The organism is Shewanella sp. SM32, assembly GCF_025654235.1.
In the GTDB taxonomy this organism is placed as follows: Bacteria; Pseudomonadota; Gammaproteobacteria; order Enterobacterales; family Shewanellaceae; genus Shewanella; species Shewanella oncorhynchi.
In genome coordinates this window covers 42,594-60,857 of the sequence record NZ_JAKKRO010000029.1, presented here as the reverse complement: position 1 = coordinate 60,857, position 18,264 = coordinate 42,594, and the positions used below count along the sequence as shown (strand labels likewise).

The following is an 18,264-nucleotide window of genomic DNA, read 5'->3' as shown; positions in this document are numbered from 1 at the left end:
GATGGTTCAATGCCTGTTGTGGCTAGTTGGTTTACACGCACAGCAACAGGGCTGGGATAAGCATTTTCAGGCCAATACCATTGGGCATCGAACGGTACTCTCAACGATTCGCTTGGGATTGGAGGTACTCAGGCGGCCTGATTATCAAATCACGGAGAAAGAATTGCTGGCGGCCTGGGTATTATTCGCCAATCAGTTGCTCAAATATGGCTATGCTATGGCTGATTTATGAGGGGATCCTTCAGGGCTGCACGTAATTGGTCGTTGAGATTTTTGGTTTCAAAGATAATTTGCTTATCGGCTAAATTATCTAAACGCTCAAAGGCAATATTAAATTCGACTTGATTGTTTATTGCGCCATTGGCAGGTTTGTTTTTATTTTGGTTATACCAATTTGCATCGGCAAAGGTTTGCCTAATAAGTGCAATGCTGCCCATTAATGATGAGGGATAATCTTGTTCAGACGAACCTTTATCAAATGCCATAAAAGGTTGACTGCGGGCGCGATAAATCACTTCATTAGCCGTTTTGTCTGCTAATGAAAGGCTGACACCCGTTCCACGGAAGATACCGTCGAGTTTGCTACTTTGCACACTGGTGAAACCATTATTAATCCACTCTTTTGCGCGTTCTTTATTGGGGTAAACGTAATTAAACCATTCTTTTTCAGAATGAATTGCACCATTTTCCGCATTACCACCGATACGCTTTATATCATAGACGGGGCGAGTGAGCTTAAGTTTGGGATATTCGAATTCAATCCCATAATCGGTAAAAGGATCGATAAATCCGGGATAAATTGTATAACCACTCAAATCGATTCTAAATGCGCCAGCGGGAATGTCGTTGTGCTCAATAATGGCTTTAATTCGATTATTTTCAATTAATAAAGTGGCATCGCTTAAACGCTTTCCCGGGGCAATAATTAATTCAGCATGGGTAAATGCAGTGAGTTTACTGGATGTTGTTCCAGTATTGAGTTGGGCAAATGTTGTTTGTGATACTAAGCTAGCGATTATGCTGCAGCTTATCATTATCTTATTGTTTATCTGCATTATTTTATTCAATCGAGTGAGGGTGAACAAAGAGTAACTGAAAGCAGATGTAAATACTAAGGCTGAATTGTAACGTAATTTGAGCGGGAGTGAGGTGCGGAATTAACGGCTGTTGTTTAAGTTTGAAACGATTGATGGATATAAAAAAGCTCGCAATTAATGCGAGCTTTTATGCAAACTGGTGTTGGCAAATTAGCGCCATCACACTTGGTTGGATTAGATTAAGAAATCTTCCATAGAACGACCTTTGTTGATCTCGTTCTTAAATACGGTAGGCATACGGCCTTGGCCAGTCCATTGAACCATTTCACCGTCAACTTCAATTTGGTATTTAGCTGGACGAGGAGCGCGTTTCTTCGCAGCAGCTTTAACAGCTACGCCACCTAAGTCATCAATTGATAAACCAACGGCTTCCATTTGTTGACGGATTTCTTCAATCTTAGCATTACGAGCTGCCATGGCTTGTTCTTCTTCCTCAGCCATAGACTCGCGTTCTACTAAAATTTTATCTAATTTGTCGGCTAAATCACGTAACTCTTCAACGCTAAGTTCTTTTACTGCAGCTTTAAAACGACGGCCGTGAGTTAATATCTCTAAAAATTCGCTCATATCTATTTTCGTCCCACTCTATTTTTAATACAGGATAATGGTGAACAACACCTAAATGATAGAAACTAATATAGCTCGAATCAAATAAAATTATGCGTTTTAAGGAAATTAAATATTATTTATTTTTTGAACTTTTCTTATTCCCTCAAATAAGTGTCCAAAAAAGTGGCCGTTGCAGCGGATTAAAAAATACAAACAGGCGTTTGACTTTGGTTGACGTTAACGTTAACAGGACGTAAAGTTGCTCTATCCTGCATTGGTATTAACCAATGTTTTGTCCATGTACATGAAAGTGTAGGAAGGAAACCCTATGAAAGTATTGGTGCCCGTTAAGCGCGTTGTTGATGCCAATGTGAAGGTCAGGGTCAAAGCTGACAATACAAGTGTTGACACTGCAAACCTAAAAATGGCGTTGAACCCTTTTTGTGAAATCGCAGTAGAAGAAGCGGTTCGTTTAAAAGAAGCGGGTAGCGCTACTGAAGTGGTTGTTGTCAGTATTGGTAATAAAGCCGTGCAGGAACAACTGCGTACCGCGCTTGCATTAGGCGCAGATCGTGCAATTCATATCGATACTGAAGAAGAGCTCGTGCCAGTGTCTATCGCCAAATTGCTCAAAGCGGTACAAGACAAAGAACAAGCAGAGCTGGTGATTTTTGGTAAGCAATCCATCGATGGTGATAATAACCAAACTGGCCAAATGTTTGCCGCGTTAATGGATATGCCACAGGCGACCTTTGCTTCAGAAATCAAATTAGAAGCGAATACATTACAAGTCACCCGTGAAATTGACGGCGGCATGCAAACTCTCAAGCTGCCTTTACCTACTGTCGTGACCGCTGATCTACGTTTGAACGAACCCCGTTACGCTTCACTCCCTAACATAATGAAAGCCAAGCGTAAGCCATTAGAAGTATTTACTGTGGCAGACTTAGGCGTGACGTTAAAGAGTCACCAAACGATTGTGAAGGTCACTCCGCCAGCTGAACGTAAAGCGGGCATCATGGTAGCGTCGGTAGCTGAGCTAGTTGAAAAGTTAAAAAATGAAGCGAAGGTGATCTAAATGGCCATTTTAGTATTAGCTGAACATGATAATGCTGCACTGAAACTCGATACGGCAAAAATTGTTACCGCCGCCCGTGCCATAGGCGATGAAGTACATGTCTTAGTTGCGGGTCACCAATGTGGCGCGGTTGTCCAAGCGGCACAGGCACTACAAGGCGTTAGCCAAGTACTCGTTGCCGATGCCAGCGTGTATGAAGCGCATTTAGCAGAAAATTTTGCCAAATTGCTGGTGGACTTAGCGCCAAACTATGGTCACATTCTGGCCTCGGCTTCAAGTTTAGGTAAGGACACGCTTCCGCGCGTTGCGGCATTATTAGATGTCGCGCAAATCTCAGAAGTTATTACCGTCGTCAATGCCGATACCTTTGTGCGCCCTGTGTATGCGGGTAACGCCTTAGCGACAGTGCAAAGCCATGATGTCATTAAAGTGATGACAGTGCGCGCCAGTGCATTTGACGCTGCGCCAGAAGGTAACAGTGCGGCTGTGACGACACTCGATAAAGTGTTTGAAGCGAGAACTCAGTTTGTTTCTCAATCGCTGACAGTTTCTGCCCGTCCAGAGTTAGGCAATGCTGGCATTATTGTATCTGGCGGCCGAGGCATGGGCAGTGGTGAAAACTTCGGCATGTTAGAGCAACTTGCTGACAAGCTCGGTGCAGCAGTTGGCGCATCACGCGCTGCAGTTGACGCAGGTTTTGTGCCTAACGATTTACAAGTGGGTCAAACCGGTAAAATCGTTGCGCCAAACTTGTATATTGCCGTCGGTATTTCTGGCGCGATTCAACATTTAGCCGGCATGAAAGACGCTAAAGTCATCGTTGCAATCAACAAAGATCCTGAAGCGCCGATTTTTCAAGTTGCCGATTATGGACTCGTTGCAGATCTGTTTGAGGCGGTTCCTGAGCTGATTACAAGTCTCAGTTGATTTTATCTGTGATCTAGGTCACATTAAGTGGCTTTGCGGTAGCATCTGCTAAGCCGCTTATGTTTTTATGTGCCTCACGCCCGTGCAAGGGCGTTCTTAGAAGTAGAGGCGCGCCAAATATTAGTAGTGATCAGTAGGGTGATTCCGTTGATCGATTGCGAAAGGATTTGGTGCCGAAGTGGTTCGATTTATCACGATCAACTGCTGGGGTTGTACCTAATAGGTGCAGCACTGCCATAGTATTTTCCGATATGGATATTGGGAATAGTTACTATGGAGCGCTACTGATAGGACAGGTGACCTTGGGTATCTATTGCCTTTTCCCACCAGTTCAGTCGCCCTCCATTCGTATTTAACGAAGATAATAATCAATGACTGTTATGAATTATGCCGATTCGGCACTTTCCTTGTTGCCGCCTGCGGTGGCTATCGTGTTGGCGATCTTGACTCGCCGTGTACTGCTTTCTTTGGGGTTAGGTATTTTAATTGGTGCTTTATTGCTCAATCAATTTTCACCTTTAGCAACGGGTGAGTTTGTATTTAATGGCGTTAAAGGGCTTTTTTGGACTGATAAAGGTCTAAATTCGTGGAACTTATATATTCTCGGTTTCTTAATTGTACTGGGAATGATTACAGCGTTAATTACCGTAAGTGGCAGCGCGCGGGCTTTTGCCGATTGGGCTCGTTTACATATACGTAATAAACGTGATGCTAAACTATTGACTATGTTTTTAGGTTGTGTAGTTTTTATTGATGATTATTTCAATAGTTTAGTTGTTGGTTCGGTCGCTCGACCTGTTACCGATCGTTATTATGTTTCCCGCGCTAAGTTAGCTTATTTATTAGATTCTACTGCGGCGCCTGTGTGCGTTATATCTCCAGTTTCGAGCTGGGGCGCTTATATTATCGCACTCATTGGCGGGATATTAACTGCCCATGGTTTTGCTGATACGGGTCATTTGAGTATTTTTATTCAAATGATCCCGATGAACTTTTACGCAATCTTCTCCTTGTTATTATTACTTTTTGTTGTCTTTATGGGATTAGATGTTGGGCCAATGAGTGAGCATGAGCTCAATGCCCAACGTGGTAATTTATACGATGAGTCTAAAGGATTACCGCCTGGGGCGAACGCGGATTTACCTGAAGCCGAAACCGGTAAGATTTTAGGTTTGTTCCTGCCTATTACCGTGTTGGTATTTGCAACCCTCTATTTCATGATTAACAGTGGCGCTCAAGTACTCGCGGCGGAAGGGATTGAATTTAATATTATTTCTGCTTTTGAGAAAACCGATGTCAGTTCATCACTTTTCTTTGGTGCATTAATTGGTCTAGCGGTTTCGCTGATATTGAATTTAGTGCAAGGCGTTGAGAAATTGATGATAGTCAAAGGTATAGTGCAGGGCGCTCGCTCTATGCTGCCGGCGATTTACATCCTGTTATTTGCTTGGACAATCGCAGGTGTGATTGGTCAACTCGAAACCGGTAAGTTTATGGCGAGTTTAGCAACAGGAAATATTCCGTTCGCGTTTTTACCCGCCTTAATGTTTGTGCTAGCAGGTATTACCGCGTTCTCAACCGGTACTAGCTGGGGTACGTTCGGGATCATGTTGCCGATTGCTGCTGATATGGCGATGGGAAGTCACACTGGCATGATGTTGCCTATGCTTGCCTCTGTGCTGGCGGGGGCTGTATTTGGCGATCACTGCTCGCCAATTTCCGACACGACTATCTTGTCGTCTACGGGCGCCAGTTGCCACCACATCGACCATGTGGTGACTCAGCTACCTTATGCACTTATTGCGGCGTTTATTAGCTTAGTGGGTTATGTGGCACTTGGATTTACCGAGTCTGTTGTCGCGGGTTTAGTGGCTTGTAGTGTGGCATTTGTGATCAGTATTATCGTACTTAAAATCAAATCTAAAGGCGCAATTAGCTAGACGTTAATTGAAACCTTTCACTGCAAACGTTCACGACAAATAAGTCAAAATAAATCAGCCAGCATTATGCTGGCTGATTTTTTTGGTTAAGGCTGAGTTTGTCTTTATCTATAGCCTATCGCATTAAGGCTATCAACTCTTAGCTTAGCGTGCTTGATCTAGACCGCGGCGTTTAAGTAAGCCTTCTGTGGTGGGTTCTTGTCCGCGGAAGTTTTTGTAGGCGTCCATTGGCGCTATGCTATTACCCACTTCACGGATCGTTTTGCGGTACTTCATGCCTATTTCACGATTGAGCCCGCCTTGGGTTTGTACATAAGCAAACGCATCCGCCGCTAAAATCTCACTCCACATATAAGCGTAATAACTTGCCGAGTAACCGCCGGGGAAGGCGTGGGCAAAATAGGTCGACTTATAACGCGGAGGTACGGCACTGATGTTTAAGCCGTGCTTTTTCAGGGCATTGGCTTCAAAGGTTGGTACATCTTGCAGCGGCGTATCTGGGCTTAATGAATGCCATTCCATGTCTACTAATGCGGCGGCCATGTATTCCAGAGTGTCAAAGCCTTGGTTGAAGCTGCCTGATTTCAGCAGTTTTTGCAGCAGTTCATCGGGAATGGGTTTGCCTGTTTCATAGTGTTTCGCGTAGTTCGCTAACACTTTTGGATGGGCGGCCCAATCTTCTTCAAACGTCGATGGGAATTCGACAAAGTCGCGTGAAACCGAGGTGCCCGCCAGACTTGGATAAGTCACTTTAGAGAACATGCCGTGGGTGCCGTGACCCATTTCATGGAACATAGTGGTGACTTCGTTATAGCTGACGAATGTGGGTTGACCTTCGGGCGCTTTCTTTATGTTCATCACGTTGACGACCACAGGTTTAGTGCCTTCGAGGAAGGATTGACCGACGAACGAACTCATCCAAGCGCCACCACGTTTACCTTCACGGGCAAAATAGTCGGCGTAGAAAATGGCCATGCTTGAGCCATCGGCATCAAACATTTCGTAGGCTTTCACATCGGGATGGTAAACCGGTAAATCTGGGCGTGGTTTTAAGGTGACGCCATAGAGTTCTTTGAGTGTGTAGAATACGCCGTCTTCGAGCACACGGTTAAACTCGAAGTATGGGCGAATGCTATTGGCATCGAGGGCGTATTTTTCTTGGCGAACTTTTTCTGCGTAAAACTCCCAGTCCCACGGTGCCAGTTCAAATTTCCCACCGGTTTTAGTGATCATGGCTTGAATGTCGGCCGCTTCTTTCTCTGTGTTAGCAACTACCGCAGGCACCATTGAACCAAACATGCTGTAAACCGCTTCGGGTGTTTTGGCCATTTGCGGTGCTAATCGATAACTTGCCCAGTTTTCATAGCCTAATAGTGTTGCGCGCTCGGCTCTGAGTTTCGCTAAACGAGATACGAGTGACGCAGTTTCGTTTTCACCAGTTAAGCCACGGTTCGCTGAGGCTTCCCAAATACGCTGGCGTAGCTCACGGTTTTCCAGTGATGCCAACACAGGTTGGCGAGTGGTGTTGGTGATGTTAATCAGATACTTGCCATCGTGACCGGCCGCTTTGGCATCGTTCGCGGCTGAAGCTATTTCACCGTCGGTTAATCCAGCAAGTTCACTTTTTGAATCCACCACAACGGCGATTTCTTTGGTTAAGCGTAATAAACGCTGAGAGAACTCATTCGTTAGTGTTGATTGTTCTTCATTTAACGCGCGGATTTTAACTTTTTGTTCATCGGTAAGTTTAGCGCCAGCCATGATAAAGCGTTGGTGATACACCTCAACCAAACGCACGGCTTCTGGGGTTAACCCTAAGTTGGTGCGGTCGTTATAGATGGCTTCGATACGGGCAAATAGCGCTGGGTTTAAGTTGATATTATCTGAGTGGGCCGCCATTTTTGGCGCCATTTCGCCTTGGATTTTACGCAGTTCTGGATTGCTGTTTGACCCTGCTAAATTATAAAACACGCTTGATGCACGGTTGAGTAGGGCGCCGCTTTTCTCCATAGCCACAATCGTATTATCGAAGGTTGCTGCTGCCGGATTATTGGCTATTGCGAGAATTTCTTGGTACTGCTCTGCCATGCCTTGCTCTAGGGCTGGCGCGAAGTGCTCATTCTTGATGAGGCTAAAATCAGGGGCTTGATACTGCAGGTTACTGGCTTGGAACAGCGGGTTTTGGGTTTGTACCGAGATAACGTTAGGTGCTTTAGTTTCTGTGCTGCTGCAACCTGCCATGAATCCGGCGGTGAGAGTGGCGCCGATGGCGATGGCAATAAAACTTTTACGCATAATTGAGTGACTTCCTTTGAATTGTTGTTTTTTTAGGACTGTAACGTTAGTAACTTAAATAGGACTGAAAATGGCTTGTTATCGGGTAATGTCTAAGTAAAAAAGGAGCCTCGCATTAGCGAGACTCCTTTGGCTATTTCCTTGCAGGGAAAATAGGTACCGCTTTTTACTTACTTCTTAATCACGCGATGATGAGATGATTAATTAGCGAGTAAACTTGTGGTATTTATCAATACCAGAACTTCTACCTGTGTCATGACATACTGCACAGGATTCAGAGGTCGGTTGTTTAAACCAGTCAGCAACCTTTGGTATGCTGATTTCACCACCGTTGCTTGCCATATGCGCCTTAGCTGAATCGCTAGTGTGGCAGGCATAACAGTTAGCGGTGACTGGGCTTGTCATTTTGCTACCTGGCTCAGCGATGTATTGATTTGGCACTTTGCTTAAATCAATCGCTTTTTCATGACAGGCAACGCAGCTAGTAGAGGCTTCAATCGCGCCTGCACCGTTAGCGGTTTGCGCTTGAGTTCCATCAGCTTTAACTTCACCGACTTTAGCGCCATTACCCCAGTGCCAGCTGTGCACCATAGGACCAAAACCTGCGCCTAAGGCTGCTGAAGTACGTTCCATGCCGTTGTCATGGCAGGCGATACAAGCTTTACCACCTTCATCGAAGGCACCATTTTTGTGGAACGCAGTGGCATCGTTGTGACAAGTAGTACAGCTGTTAGTACTCGCTATCTCACGACGTTCGAAGCCAGAGACCTTTTGAGTGGTGACAGGGTTAACGACATCTGAGTAAGCCGTAAAGGATATGCCCATAGAACCATCATAACCTGTCGCTCTTAGGCTGCCATTACTTTGGTAGCGTTGCTTGCCATCATATTCCATCCAACCAGCGGTACTGAATGTCACGCGGGCAGAATAAACATAGTTAGCATTCACTGCGCTGATATCTGTCAGTAAATGACAGATATTTTTAGTGCCGTCAGTGTTGTAACCATAGTAGTAGTTAGTACGGTTACCTGGGCGACCCACTAAGCTGCCATTTTCATAGGAATGTAAATAAGCGCCCGCATAAACTACGGGTTTCTTAGCGTCATATACTAGCGGGCTAGAATAGTTAAAGTTGTCTTTAATGCTAAAGACGTTACCATCGGTGTCTTTCACTGTCAGTGTTGTACACCAGCCTGGGGCGGTTACTGCTGCCGCAGCACCTGTCGGCGCATAGTGGTCTGTCTTGGTAGAAATATCATCTACTTTAACAGGTGTTGATAGACTTAATTTATACTTAGCGCGAATCGCTTGGCGTTCGGTTATACCCGCTTTGCTTTCGTGCATAATGCGCAGATCCGCACCATTACTTGGGATAATAGCCCCTGGTACGCCACCACTGTCATGGCAATCAATACAACCTGGTCCAGCTACGTTGATGTTTTTAGGTGCTTCAACGTGACAAGATGTACAGTTTTGTACTGAAAAGTCTTTAGTAAAATCTTGGTGATTGATATGACCAATTTTAGATAGGGTGTTTGTCGCATAGCCACCCGTAGAGAAACCTTCAGCATTGACAACTGCACGGCTAACTGAACCGTGACACACTAAACAGCCTTCCACGAAGGTGACTTCGCTGTCCATGCCAGTAGCGACATAGCTTGCATGACGACGAGGGCTTGTTGAGTAGTCGATATGGCAAGAGTAACAACTATCAGTTGTGGTTGAATGGGTGCCTTCAGGTTTGTTAACGACCAGAGGTTTAGAGGTCGCAATACCATTATTACCACCGACACGTAACCAAACAATACCTTCAGTGCTTGGATTAACCCCTTTCATTGGTACTTTAAATTGGTAATGACCATCAGCTAAAGCGGTCAATTCAGCGCCGACGGTTGCTTGAGTTGCTTCACCGCCAATATGGACGTTATCTGCAACACCATTTTTATCAGCTTCGGTGCGGTTAGTGATGAAGCCTTTATCTGTTAGTGCAGCCACTTTGGCTTGAGCATTTAACAGTCCGTTGATTAGGTTATTGTTTTCATCTGTAATTTCAAATTCGTAAGTGATACTGCCTTCGCCAAAGCTATAGTTGATCACTTTGACGTTAGTCATAGTAGAACTGGTGACTGGGGGCGGTGTTCCAGGCTCTCCGGGTGTTCCAGGTTCACCGGGTGTTCCAGGGATACCGGGCGTTCCTGGTGCTCCATCTACACCATCTTTACCATCATCGCCACAGCCAACAAGGGCGCCAGTTAGTGCTAAGGCAACTAAATATGCCAGTTTTCTAGAGGTGAAAATTCTCATCATAATCTCCATTTGATCCAATATGCGAATAAAGGACGGAGTGGAGCACTAAAGTTTGCAGGGTAGATTAGTGCTTTGACCGTTGGTCTCAATTTGCAAGCTATCGAATACTTTTCTTTTTTTAATTGAGCACGTTTTGTCTCGAATGAAATATTACTGTTAAATTTGTGTTTGTTTTTTGAGCGCAAGCCCATTTATACCTATTACTTTGGAGGTAGATCGCACTTTTTAAATTTAACTTTTACTAATTTTTCCTTACGAAACAACATTTAAGTTTCAGTTAAGCTTTCATTAACAATTGAACGGCATCGGGGCGTTTTTTATGTTTTTTGCAGGGAGGAGTATTAAATGAAGTGGACTAGAAATATTTCAGGAGGCGATTGGGGATTAAAATGATTGATAAGTTGGTGTCATTGCAGAATTTCATGATAAAAGCTTAGCGGCTGCTAGTGTTCTGATGTGAAGCGCAATGTTAGACTAGCGCTCAATTTGGCTCTGGTAGCAGACGCGTAAGCGCTAACGTTTTTTAAAGGGTATAAGTCTTGGCTCAATTGTATTTTTATTATTCGGCAATGAACGCGGGTAAATCCACTTCCCTATTACAGTCATCCTATAACTACCGTGAACGCGGTATGAATACTTTGGTCATGACAGCCTCCATAGACGACAGATATGGCAAAGGTAAAGTGGCCTCGCGTATTGGCATTGAAACCGAAGCACAGGTATTTAGTAGCCAAGATGATTTGACTCAAATGATTAGCGATGTGCATCAAGCCACGCCATTAAGCTGTGTGCTGGTGGATGAGTGTCAGTTTTTGAGTAAAGAACAGGTTAAGCAGCTGACGCATGTGGTCGATAATATTGATATTCCTGTACTCTGCTATGGCCTAAGAACGGACTTTCAAGGCGAACTTTTTAGCGGCAGTCATTATTTATTAGCTTGGGCCGATAAATTAGTTGAGTTGAAGACTATTTGTCATTGTGGGCGTAAGGCTAACATGGTGGTGCGTCTTGATGGTGAAGGCAAGGTGATGCGCGAGGGTGAGCAAGTGGCGATTGGCGGTAATGAAAGTTACGAGTCTGTCTGTCGCAAGCATTTTCGTGAATTTATCTGGGATGCGCATGAATATGTGGGATGAGGCTTCGTTAATAGCGTGTAATTATTGAGCGACTCATTCTTTTTATGCGACTTAAATTAGCTCGTTTTGTTTTTAAGTCATACTGTCTGTTGCCTTAATCGCTGAAAATACCTTGATATCAACAAATTAATATTTGGCAAAATGTACTATCAGCTTAACATTAGTATTGATTAGTGGCGGTTGTGGGTCACAGGCACCCTTCTTTACAGTGAAGTTAGGTTTGATAAAGTGTGGAACATAATGGGTACTAAGACTAATTAATAGAGCCGGATAATGGCTAGATGAGTTTGATATCTTGCTTTACTGAGTGGCAACGGATTTGCTGAGTTGCATGAAAGATGAATATTTTAGTGTTTTTTTGGAGCTGTTTTGCCTAATTCCACATCAGAGATGAAGTTCGAAAATTATCGTCCTCGTCCACCACAACCTGAGCCTAAAGCTAAGGTTAAGCCGCCGCGTAAAGCCAGATCAAAGGGCAGGGTCTGGTTCTTATTTTTCATTCTGATTTGCTGCGCTGCATTGCTGATTGGACTTGAGGTTAAAACTTCGTTTTATCAAGCAAAATTCATCAATCAATATGCTAAGACGCTCACCTATGAATTAGAAAGCTCACCGAGCCAAGCGGTTATTTATCCTAGTTATGGTCCTTTTGATGAGCGCCATGGCTACAGTAAGTTACCTCAGTATATTGATAGGTTATTGCAACGGAATTTTCAGATAACGCAACAAGTGGCGTTTTCGCCAGCGTTGCAGGAATACGCTCAACTTGGATTTTTTCCGCCTTACCATGAAAAGGCCCAATCTGGGTTGACGCTGCTCGATTGCCGCAATACCGATTTATACGAATTTGCCTATCCTAAACGGGTTTATCAGGACGACGATAAGATCCCCAATGAAATCGTTAATACTTTACTGTTTATTGAAAACCGCGAGTTATGGACGACGGAAGAGAAACTCAATCCTGTGATCGACTGGCCACGTTTTGTGGTGGCAGGCATGAGCCAAATTGCTGAAATGGTTGGTATGAATGTCTCTACCGCGGGTGGCAGTACACTCGCGACTCAGATTGAGAAATTCCGCCATTCTTCCCAAGGTTTAACCTTAAGTATTAAGGATAAGTTACTGCAAATTGGCTCGGCCAGTGTGCGCGTGTATCAACAAGGTGAAAACACTGAACCTGCTCGTAAGCGCATCGTTCAAGATTATCTGAATACCGTTCCATTATCTTCGGCGCCAAATCATGGTGAAGTTCATGGTATTGGTGATGGACTGTGGGCGTGGTTTGGTACCGATTTCGATACTGCAAACAAGCTGTTAGCATCGCCGCAGATCAAAGGTAATGCCACCAAGCGCGGACAAGTATTCCGACAAGTGGTTGCCTTGATGATCGCCCAACGTCGTCCGTCCTACTATCTATTGCAAGGTCATGAAGATCTTGAAAACTTAGTCGATAGCCATATCCGTTTACTCGGCCAGTATTATTTGATTGATCGTGGCCTACGTGATGCTGCACTCGCGCAGAAATTGCAGTTTAAGGTCGCCAAGCCGCAGCGTAATACCCAATCTGGCGCAGATAAGGGCGTGAACACAGTTCGCATTCGCACCGCAGGCATGTTAAATGTGGGGCTGTATGATTTAGACAGGCTCGATTTGACGGTCAATAGTAGCTTACACAGTGACTTACAGCAGAAAGTCAGTCACTACTTACGAAGTCTGGCGCAAGTGCCTACCGCGGAGAAAGTGGGTCTGCTTGGCGAACGGTTACTCGACCCAAGTCAACTGCAAAACGTACTGTATAGCTTTACGCTTTATGAGCGCACTGAGACCGCCAACCGAGTTAGAGTGCAGACGGATAGCACCGATCAGCCTTTTGATATTAACGAGGGCAGTAAGTTGGAATTGGGCTCAACCGCTAAATTGCGGGTGATGGCGACCTACTTAGAAATCATTGCCGAGATCCACGACAAGTATTCCAAGAAACATGGGATTGAATTGGAATCCATCATTATCGAACCAAGGGATCATTTAACCCGTTGGGCGATTGATTACTTGATTTTGAATCCCGACAGACGTTTAGATCGCATGTTAGATGCGGCGTTACAGCGAGAATATTCGGCCTCAACCAGTGAACAATTTTTTACCGGTGGCGGGTTGCATGTATTTAATAACTTTAAAAAAACAGAAGATTTAAAAACGCCAACACTTTACCAAGCCCTGCAGGATTCGGTTAACTTGCCGTTTGTGCGCCTCATGCGCGATATCGTGAATTACAGCAGTAGTATGCAAAACGAGGGCAATATGGCCCAGTTGCTGCGTAATGATAAAGATCCGCGCCGTGACGAATATCTGCGAGTATTTGCTGATAGAGAAGGTAATACCTTCGTTACTAAGTTTTATCGTAAGTACAAAAAAGTGGCTGCGAATGAGCGTTTCGACATGTTTTTTGACGGTTTGTCCCAGTCGGAGCAGCAGTTGACGGCAGCGTATCGCTATTTACTGCCCGATGAATCTATGGCGTCATTTAAGGCTTTCTTGAAGCAAAGATTGCCGCAGGTGAGCTATACCGATGGTCGTATTAAGAGCTTATATAACAAGTACGGTCCGGATAAATATAATTTGCCAGATCAAGGCTATATCGCACGGGTGCATCCCTTAGAATTGTGGGTGCTGGATTACCTTAATCATAATCCTGATGCCAACTTGAACGATGTTAAGCAGGCGAGTGAAGCACAACGTCAAGAGGTTTACCGTTGGTTGTTTAGGACGCGGCATAAAAACGCCCGTGATGTACGAGTGCAAGTGATGCTTGAAGTTGAAGCCTTCCTCGACATACATCAACGTTGGGCGCGTTTAGGTTATCCCTTTGATTCTATGGTGCCATCCTTAGGCTCAGCACTGGGTAGCTCGGGTGACCGACCCGCAGCCTTAGCCGAGCTGATGGGCATTATTCAAAACGACGGCTATCGTTTGCCCACAGTGCGTATCAATCAGCTGCATTTCGCCGCAGATACGCCCTATGAAGTGAGATTGCAGAATCAGAACACCCAAGGTGAGCGGGTAATGCGCCATGAAGTAGCACAAGCCTTAAAAGCAGCGCTGGCGAACGTAGTGCAAAACGGCACCGCACGTCGTTTAAAGGGCATTTTTACCGATGAAAAAGGTGGCATGTTAGCCATAGGCGGGAAAACCGGCACCGGTGATAACCGTATTGTGACTCAGATGCAGCAAGGTAAAAAAGTGGCGACTACGGCGATGAACCGCACCGCGACCTTCGTGTTTTATCTAGGTGACAAATACTTCGGTACTTTGACCGCCTTCGTGCCAGGCAGTAAATCCGATGATTTTAGTTTTACCTCGGCGCTGCCATTGCAGGTGATGAAGGGCATGATGCCTATTTTAGCTCCCTATGTACAAACCGAGCAGGGCATGTGTGTGGTGAACGAATAAAGGCATGAATTAATAAGTGCCACGCCAACGACAAAGAGTGTTCCTGATGAACACTCTTTGTCGTTTTAAGGCTTAAATTCTCTATCGATTGAGTTTATTGCTGTGGTTAACATGGTTTAGTTAAAGCACTGTGATAAAAGTGCAGTGATTAAGATTACTGCGGCGATAACTGGTAAATTTTTGATTTAGCTTCATCGGTTACGAGATAAATCAGTCCATCTGGCCCTTGCACGACTGAGCGCAATCTTTGCCCTAATTCAGTTTTCAGCAGCCGCTCTTCTTTAATTATCTTGTCGCCATCAAGCACTAAACGCACCAGTGTTTTTTCCTTTAGGCTGGCGAGTAACAGATTATTTTGCCACTGTGGAAATTTATCGCCTGTGTAAAACATAAAGCCCGCCGTGGCAATAGAGGGAACCCATTTGTAGACGGGTTGCTCCATTCCCACCTTATGGGTACCTTCGCCGATGTTGCCGCCGCCATAATTCTCACCATAGGTAATCACTGGCCAGCCATAGTTTTTAGCCGCTTGGTCGATATTGAGTTCATCGCCGCCCTGGGGGCCATGCTCGCCCGTCCACAATACTTTGCTGATGGGATTAATCGCCGCGCCCTGCATATTGCGATGACCAATAGACCAGATCTCGGGTAAGGCGCCCGCCGTATTGACGAAGGGGTTATCCTTAGGCACTGAGCCATCGGCATGAATACGCACCACTTTGCCTAAATGATTGTCCAATGTTTGGGCGCTATCTTTTTCGCTATAGCGATCGCCGAGTGTGATAAACAAAGTGCCATCAGGCGCCCACACTAAACGAGATCCAAAATGGTGGCCGCTGTTGATTTTGGGTTGTTGACTAAAAACGCGGGTGAGATTTTCAAGCTTGTTACCATTGAGCGTGGCAAAACTGACCGCTGTGCTATTGAGTTCGCTTGCATCACCTTTAGCGGGTTCTGAATAACTGAAATAGATTTTTTTGCTGCTGGCAAAATCTGGCGCAAGCACGACATCAAGTAAACCACCTTGACCTTTGGCATACATAGGCGGTAAACCTGTTAAGGGTTCACCCACTTTGCCTGCGGTGCTGACAATGCGCATTCTGCCCGCACGTTCAGTCACTAGCATACTGCCATCGGGTAAAAATGCCATACCCCAGACATTCTCTAACCCTTGGGCTATGGTTTTTACCTGAATATTACCCGTTTCCGTTTTGACGCTAATGGTCGCTGCGCTAGCGGTTTCGGTGTAAAAAGCAGGTGAGCATACAATAAGACACAGGGCAAGATTTAAGGTGCTTAGCTTCAAGGTCTTTGGCATTAATTTACTCAGTCTCAAGGTACTCAGCTTCAAGGTCATCAGTTTCATCGCTATTCTTAAACACAGTGTTCTCCTATAGGATGGATCAGAGTAACAAGTCAGTCACATAAGGGCAATTTATCGGTGAGACCTTGTATTGAAAACTCGTCTGTCCAGCTTTTATGAGCTTAAGCTTCACAAATCAAAAGCCTAACGTATGAAAACTAACGCATGAAAAACTAGCGCATGAAAAAGCCTAAGGCCATTGCTAAACCGACGATCACAATAAAACCGCGTAGCAAGTGCTGTGAAATACGGTAGGCCAGCGCCGCCCCCACATAACCACCGACAATCGCCATAACGGCAAGCAGCAACAGATATTGCCCATCGATAACATTACCCGCGGCATAAACCACAACGGCGATGGCGGTGAGCAGGGCTGAAATCAGATTTTTAAGTCCGTTCATCCCATGTAGATTGGTTTGCCCCATCAGGCCAAAACTTGCGAGTAGTATGATGCCTAAGCCACCATTAAAATAACCGCCATAGATACACACAGCCGACAGCATTATCAGTGCCGTCATCGGACTTAACATTGGCGTAGAGGTGTTTTCGCCTTGCTCAGCGATTCTTCGTTTGAGCAACCAAGGGCCAACAATAAAGGCCGCGGTGGCCAGTAGAATCAGCCAAGGGATCAGCTTTGCGAAGACTTGCTCGCTGGTGGTCAGCAAAATACCCGCGCCAATACTGCCGCCAATTAAAGCAATTAAGATCAGATTTTTAAGGCTGAGACTCGCCGGATATTCGATATCCTTTCTAAAACGCCATGCGCTGGCGATATAACCGGGCAGCAGCGCGGCTGTCCCCGTGGCATTCGCCGCAATCGGTGGAACACCGACAAACACTAACGCTAAAAGGGTAATAAAACTGCCACCACCGGCAACCGCATTGAGCATGCCGCCTAAAAAGCCCGCGAGTGCAATAATAAGCCAGTCCATAGATACCGCTCCTTTGGACAATGAGAGAGTTAAACAGAGCGCTAAAAATGTGTCTGTTATTATGAGTCAATCTAAGCACTCACCCTAACAGGATGATTTCGATATTGAAAGTCGCGTAATGATTCGTTACATATCGCCATTCGTGAAGGTGAAAATATAGGATGAGTGAGCAGGCTTTAATTTGCTTAGTGCTAGGGGACTTGGTCCCAAATACCAGACATAAAAATAACCGCTGCTATGGCTTCACTTTGCTCGGTAAAAACATCTTCTCCCCAACAGTTTTGCCCACGTTCTTGGTAGTAAACATGAAAGGTACTGAGCATAGGTGTTCGAATGCAATACCAACCATCGAAGGTATTCTTAGCAAAATTGACCCAATACTGCGCATCAGCAGCTTGGATTTGCTGAATGAGTAATTCATTTTGCGATAGCAAAGCCACAAGCTCATTCTGGGTGGTTATTTGATGCTCGGCTTTTATAGCCTCGAGAAGATTTTTAAGTTTTATCATGGGATCTTTTTCATTCATCGAGAGTATCTACATCACTTTTAACGAATGGCCGCGGAGATGGAGGATTGGATTAATGCTTCAAAAATATCTGTTTGCCCGGCAGGAATAAGCTGCCTGTGAATTTCGCGGCGTTTCGCACTGTCGAATAAACGCTCCGCAACCCAGCCGGTTAAATAGAGTGAGGAAAGGCAGCCGCCCGCAGTGGCAATATTGCCATTAATCACGAGGGCGCAGTCTTCTACATCGACGCCCATGGCAACTAGGGCAGGTTTTGCATCGGGGTGAGTCGTTGCCGAGAGATTGTCGAGTAGCCCTAATTTGGCAAAGAAGAATGACCCCGCGCAGATACTGCCAAGCAATTGTCGTGTGGGATCTAATTTAAGGGCGGACATAAACTCAGTATCAGCAAGTGCCGCAGGTACGCCTTTGTAACCACTGCTGAATAATACCACGTCTGCATCAGCGACTTCGGCCACATGACCATCGGTTGCAACCATCATCCCCAAACTCGACCTGTGGCTAGGCTTTGTCCCGAGAACTTTTACTGTCCAATCGGTTTTTGTACGGCCGAGAATATCGCGCATTAAGAAGAAATCGATATCGGTAAATTCATCAAATATCACAATCGCAATCTGGTACATAAGCTTTCCTCTGGCTTGTATTGTGGATGACTTAAGGCTTGAA

Annotated in this window: 12 protein-coding genes, 2 pseudogenes and 1 riboswitch; of the genes and pseudogenes, 6 read left to right on the top strand and 8 right to left on the bottom strand. The window is 45.2% G+C overall.

All coding sequences use genetic code 11. The features are described 5' to 3' along the window. Window positions 1-232: pseudogene (locus L5M10_RS13280) on the top strand (IS4 family transposase); the annotation flags it as partial. A gap of 13 nt (window positions 233-245) precedes the next feature. On the opposite strand, the pseudogene L5M10_RS13275 reads toward L5M10_RS13280, so the two are convergent. Together L5M10_RS13275 and L5M10_RS13270 are read right to left on the bottom strand one after the other, a co-directional pair. Then, window positions 246-1,055, bottom strand: a pseudogene (locus tag L5M10_RS13275) (amidohydrolase); the annotation flags it as partial. A 216-nt stretch (window positions 1,056-1,271) separates the two neighbouring features. Beyond that, on the bottom strand, window positions 1,272-1,664 hold the full coding sequence (locus L5M10_RS13270; protein WP_028761125.1) for an H-NS family nucleoid-associated regulatory protein: 393 nt from the start codon (window positions 1,662-1,664) through the stop codon (window positions 1,272-1,274). A 310-nt stretch (window positions 1,665-1,974) separates the two neighbouring features. Between L5M10_RS13270 and L5M10_RS13265 the strand changes: the two genes are divergently transcribed. The 3 genes from L5M10_RS13265 (at window position 1,975) to L5M10_RS13255 (ending at window position 5,591) form a co-directional block, all read left to right on the top strand. Continuing rightward, window positions 1,975-2,724, top strand: coding sequence for an electron transfer flavoprotein subunit beta/FixA family protein (locus tag L5M10_RS13265; protein WP_263255411.1), 750 nt, complete (start codon window positions 1,975-1,977; stop codon window positions 2,722-2,724). After that, window positions 2,725-3,651, top strand: coding sequence for an electron transfer flavoprotein subunit alpha/FixB family protein (locus L5M10_RS13260; RefSeq protein ID WP_263255410.1), 927 nt, complete (start codon window positions 2,725-2,727; stop codon window positions 3,649-3,651). 95 nt (window positions 3,652-3,746) lie between these two features. Then, window positions 3,747-3,943, top strand: a riboswitch (Lysine riboswitch). 79 nt (window positions 3,944-4,022) lie between these two features. Next, a complete protein-coding gene (locus L5M10_RS13255; protein ID WP_263255409.1) occupies window positions 4,023-5,591 on the top strand; it encodes a Na+/H+ antiporter NhaC family protein in 1,569 nt (522 codons plus the stop codon). A 144-nt stretch (window positions 5,592-5,735) separates the two neighbouring features. Here the strand turns inward: L5M10_RS13255 and L5M10_RS13250 are convergent, their stop codons facing one another. Beyond that, window positions 5,736-7,886: a M3 family metallopeptidase gene (locus tag L5M10_RS13250; protein ID WP_263255408.1), complete on the bottom strand. Its 2,151-nt coding sequence runs from the start codon at window positions 7,884-7,886 to the stop codon at window positions 5,736-5,738. A 204-nt stretch (window positions 7,887-8,090) separates the two neighbouring features. Continuing rightward, a complete protein-coding gene (locus L5M10_RS13245) occupies window positions 8,091-10,190 on the bottom strand; it encodes a multiheme c-type cytochrome (RefSeq protein ID WP_168824357.1) in 2,100 nt (699 codons plus the stop codon). A gap of 542 nt (window positions 10,191-10,732) precedes the next feature. Here L5M10_RS13245 and L5M10_RS13240 point away from each other — a divergent pair. Then, a complete protein-coding gene (locus L5M10_RS13240; RefSeq protein WP_028761119.1) occupies window positions 10,733-11,329 on the top strand; it encodes a thymidine kinase in 597 nt (198 codons plus the stop codon). Between the two features lie 369 nt (window positions 11,330-11,698). Continuing rightward, window positions 11,699-14,776 carry a transglycosylase domain-containing protein gene (locus tag L5M10_RS13235; RefSeq protein ID WP_263255407.1) on the top strand — a complete coding sequence of 1,026 codons (3,078 nt, stop codon included), beginning with the start codon at window positions 11,699-11,701 and terminating at the stop codon, window positions 14,774-14,776. A 154-nt stretch (window positions 14,777-14,930) separates the two neighbouring features. Here L5M10_RS13235 and L5M10_RS13230 read toward each other — a convergent pair whose 3' ends face one another. The 4 genes from L5M10_RS13230 to L5M10_RS13215 form a co-directional block, all read right to left on the bottom strand. After that, window positions 14,931-16,142 (bottom strand): PQQ-dependent sugar dehydrogenase, encoded by a 1,212-nt coding sequence (locus L5M10_RS13230; RefSeq protein WP_263255406.1) that lies wholly within the window; start codon window positions 16,140-16,142, stop codon window positions 14,931-14,933. Between the two features lie 170 nt (window positions 16,143-16,312). Beyond that, a complete protein-coding gene (locus L5M10_RS13225) occupies window positions 16,313-17,071 on the bottom strand; it encodes a sulfite exporter TauE/SafE family protein (RefSeq protein ID WP_263255405.1) in 759 nt (252 codons plus the stop codon). A 191-nt stretch (window positions 17,072-17,262) separates the two neighbouring features. Beyond that, the gene (locus tag L5M10_RS13220) at window positions 17,263-17,580 is read right to left on the bottom strand and encodes a cytoplasmic protein (protein WP_212600851.1); all 318 of its coding nucleotides are present in this window, start codon (window positions 17,578-17,580) and stop codon (window positions 17,263-17,265) included. A gap of 38 nt (window positions 17,581-17,618) precedes the next feature. After that, window positions 17,619-18,221, bottom strand: coding sequence for a DJ-1/PfpI family protein (locus L5M10_RS13215; protein WP_173243935.1), 603 nt, complete (start codon window positions 18,219-18,221; stop codon window positions 17,619-17,621). Window positions 18,222-18,264: the final 43 nt, after the last annotated feature.

Excerpts from the sequence above, each read along its gene's own strand:
- L5M10_RS13270 (WP_028761125.1), bottom strand. The coding sequence starts at position 1,664 with ATGAGCGAATTTTTAGAGATATTAACTCACGGCCGTCGTTTTAAAGCT.
- L5M10_RS13265 (WP_263255411.1), top strand. The coding sequence starts at position 1,975 with ATGAAAGTATTGGTGCCCGTTAAGCGCGTTGTTGATGCCAATGTGAAG.
- L5M10_RS13260 (WP_263255410.1), top strand. The coding sequence starts at position 2,725 with ATGGCCATTTTAGTATTAGCTGAACATGATAATGCTGCACTGAAACTC.
- L5M10_RS13255 (WP_263255409.1), top strand. The coding sequence starts at position 4,023 with ATGACTGTTATGAATTATGCCGATTCGGCACTTTCCTTGTTGCCGCCT.
- L5M10_RS13250 (WP_263255408.1), bottom strand. The coding sequence starts at position 7,886 with ATGCGTAAAAGTTTTATTGCCATCGCCATCGGCGCCACTCTCACCGCC.
- L5M10_RS13245 (WP_168824357.1), bottom strand. The coding sequence starts at position 10,190 with ATGAGAATTTTCACCTCTAGAAAACTGGCATATTTAGTTGCCTTAGCA.
- L5M10_RS13230 (WP_263255406.1), bottom strand. The coding sequence starts at position 16,142 with ATGAAACTGATGACCTTGAAGCTGAGTACCTTGAGACTGAGTAAATTA.
- L5M10_RS13225 (WP_263255405.1), bottom strand. The coding sequence starts at position 17,071 with ATGGACTGGCTTATTATTGCACTCGCGGGCTTTTTAGGCGGCATGCTC.
- L5M10_RS13220 (WP_212600851.1), bottom strand. The coding sequence starts at position 17,580 with ATGATAAAACTTAAAAATCTTCTCGAGGCTATAAAAGCCGAGCATCAA.
- L5M10_RS13215 (WP_173243935.1), bottom strand. The coding sequence starts at position 18,221 with ATGTACCAGATTGCGATTGTGATATTTGATGAATTTACCGATATCGAT.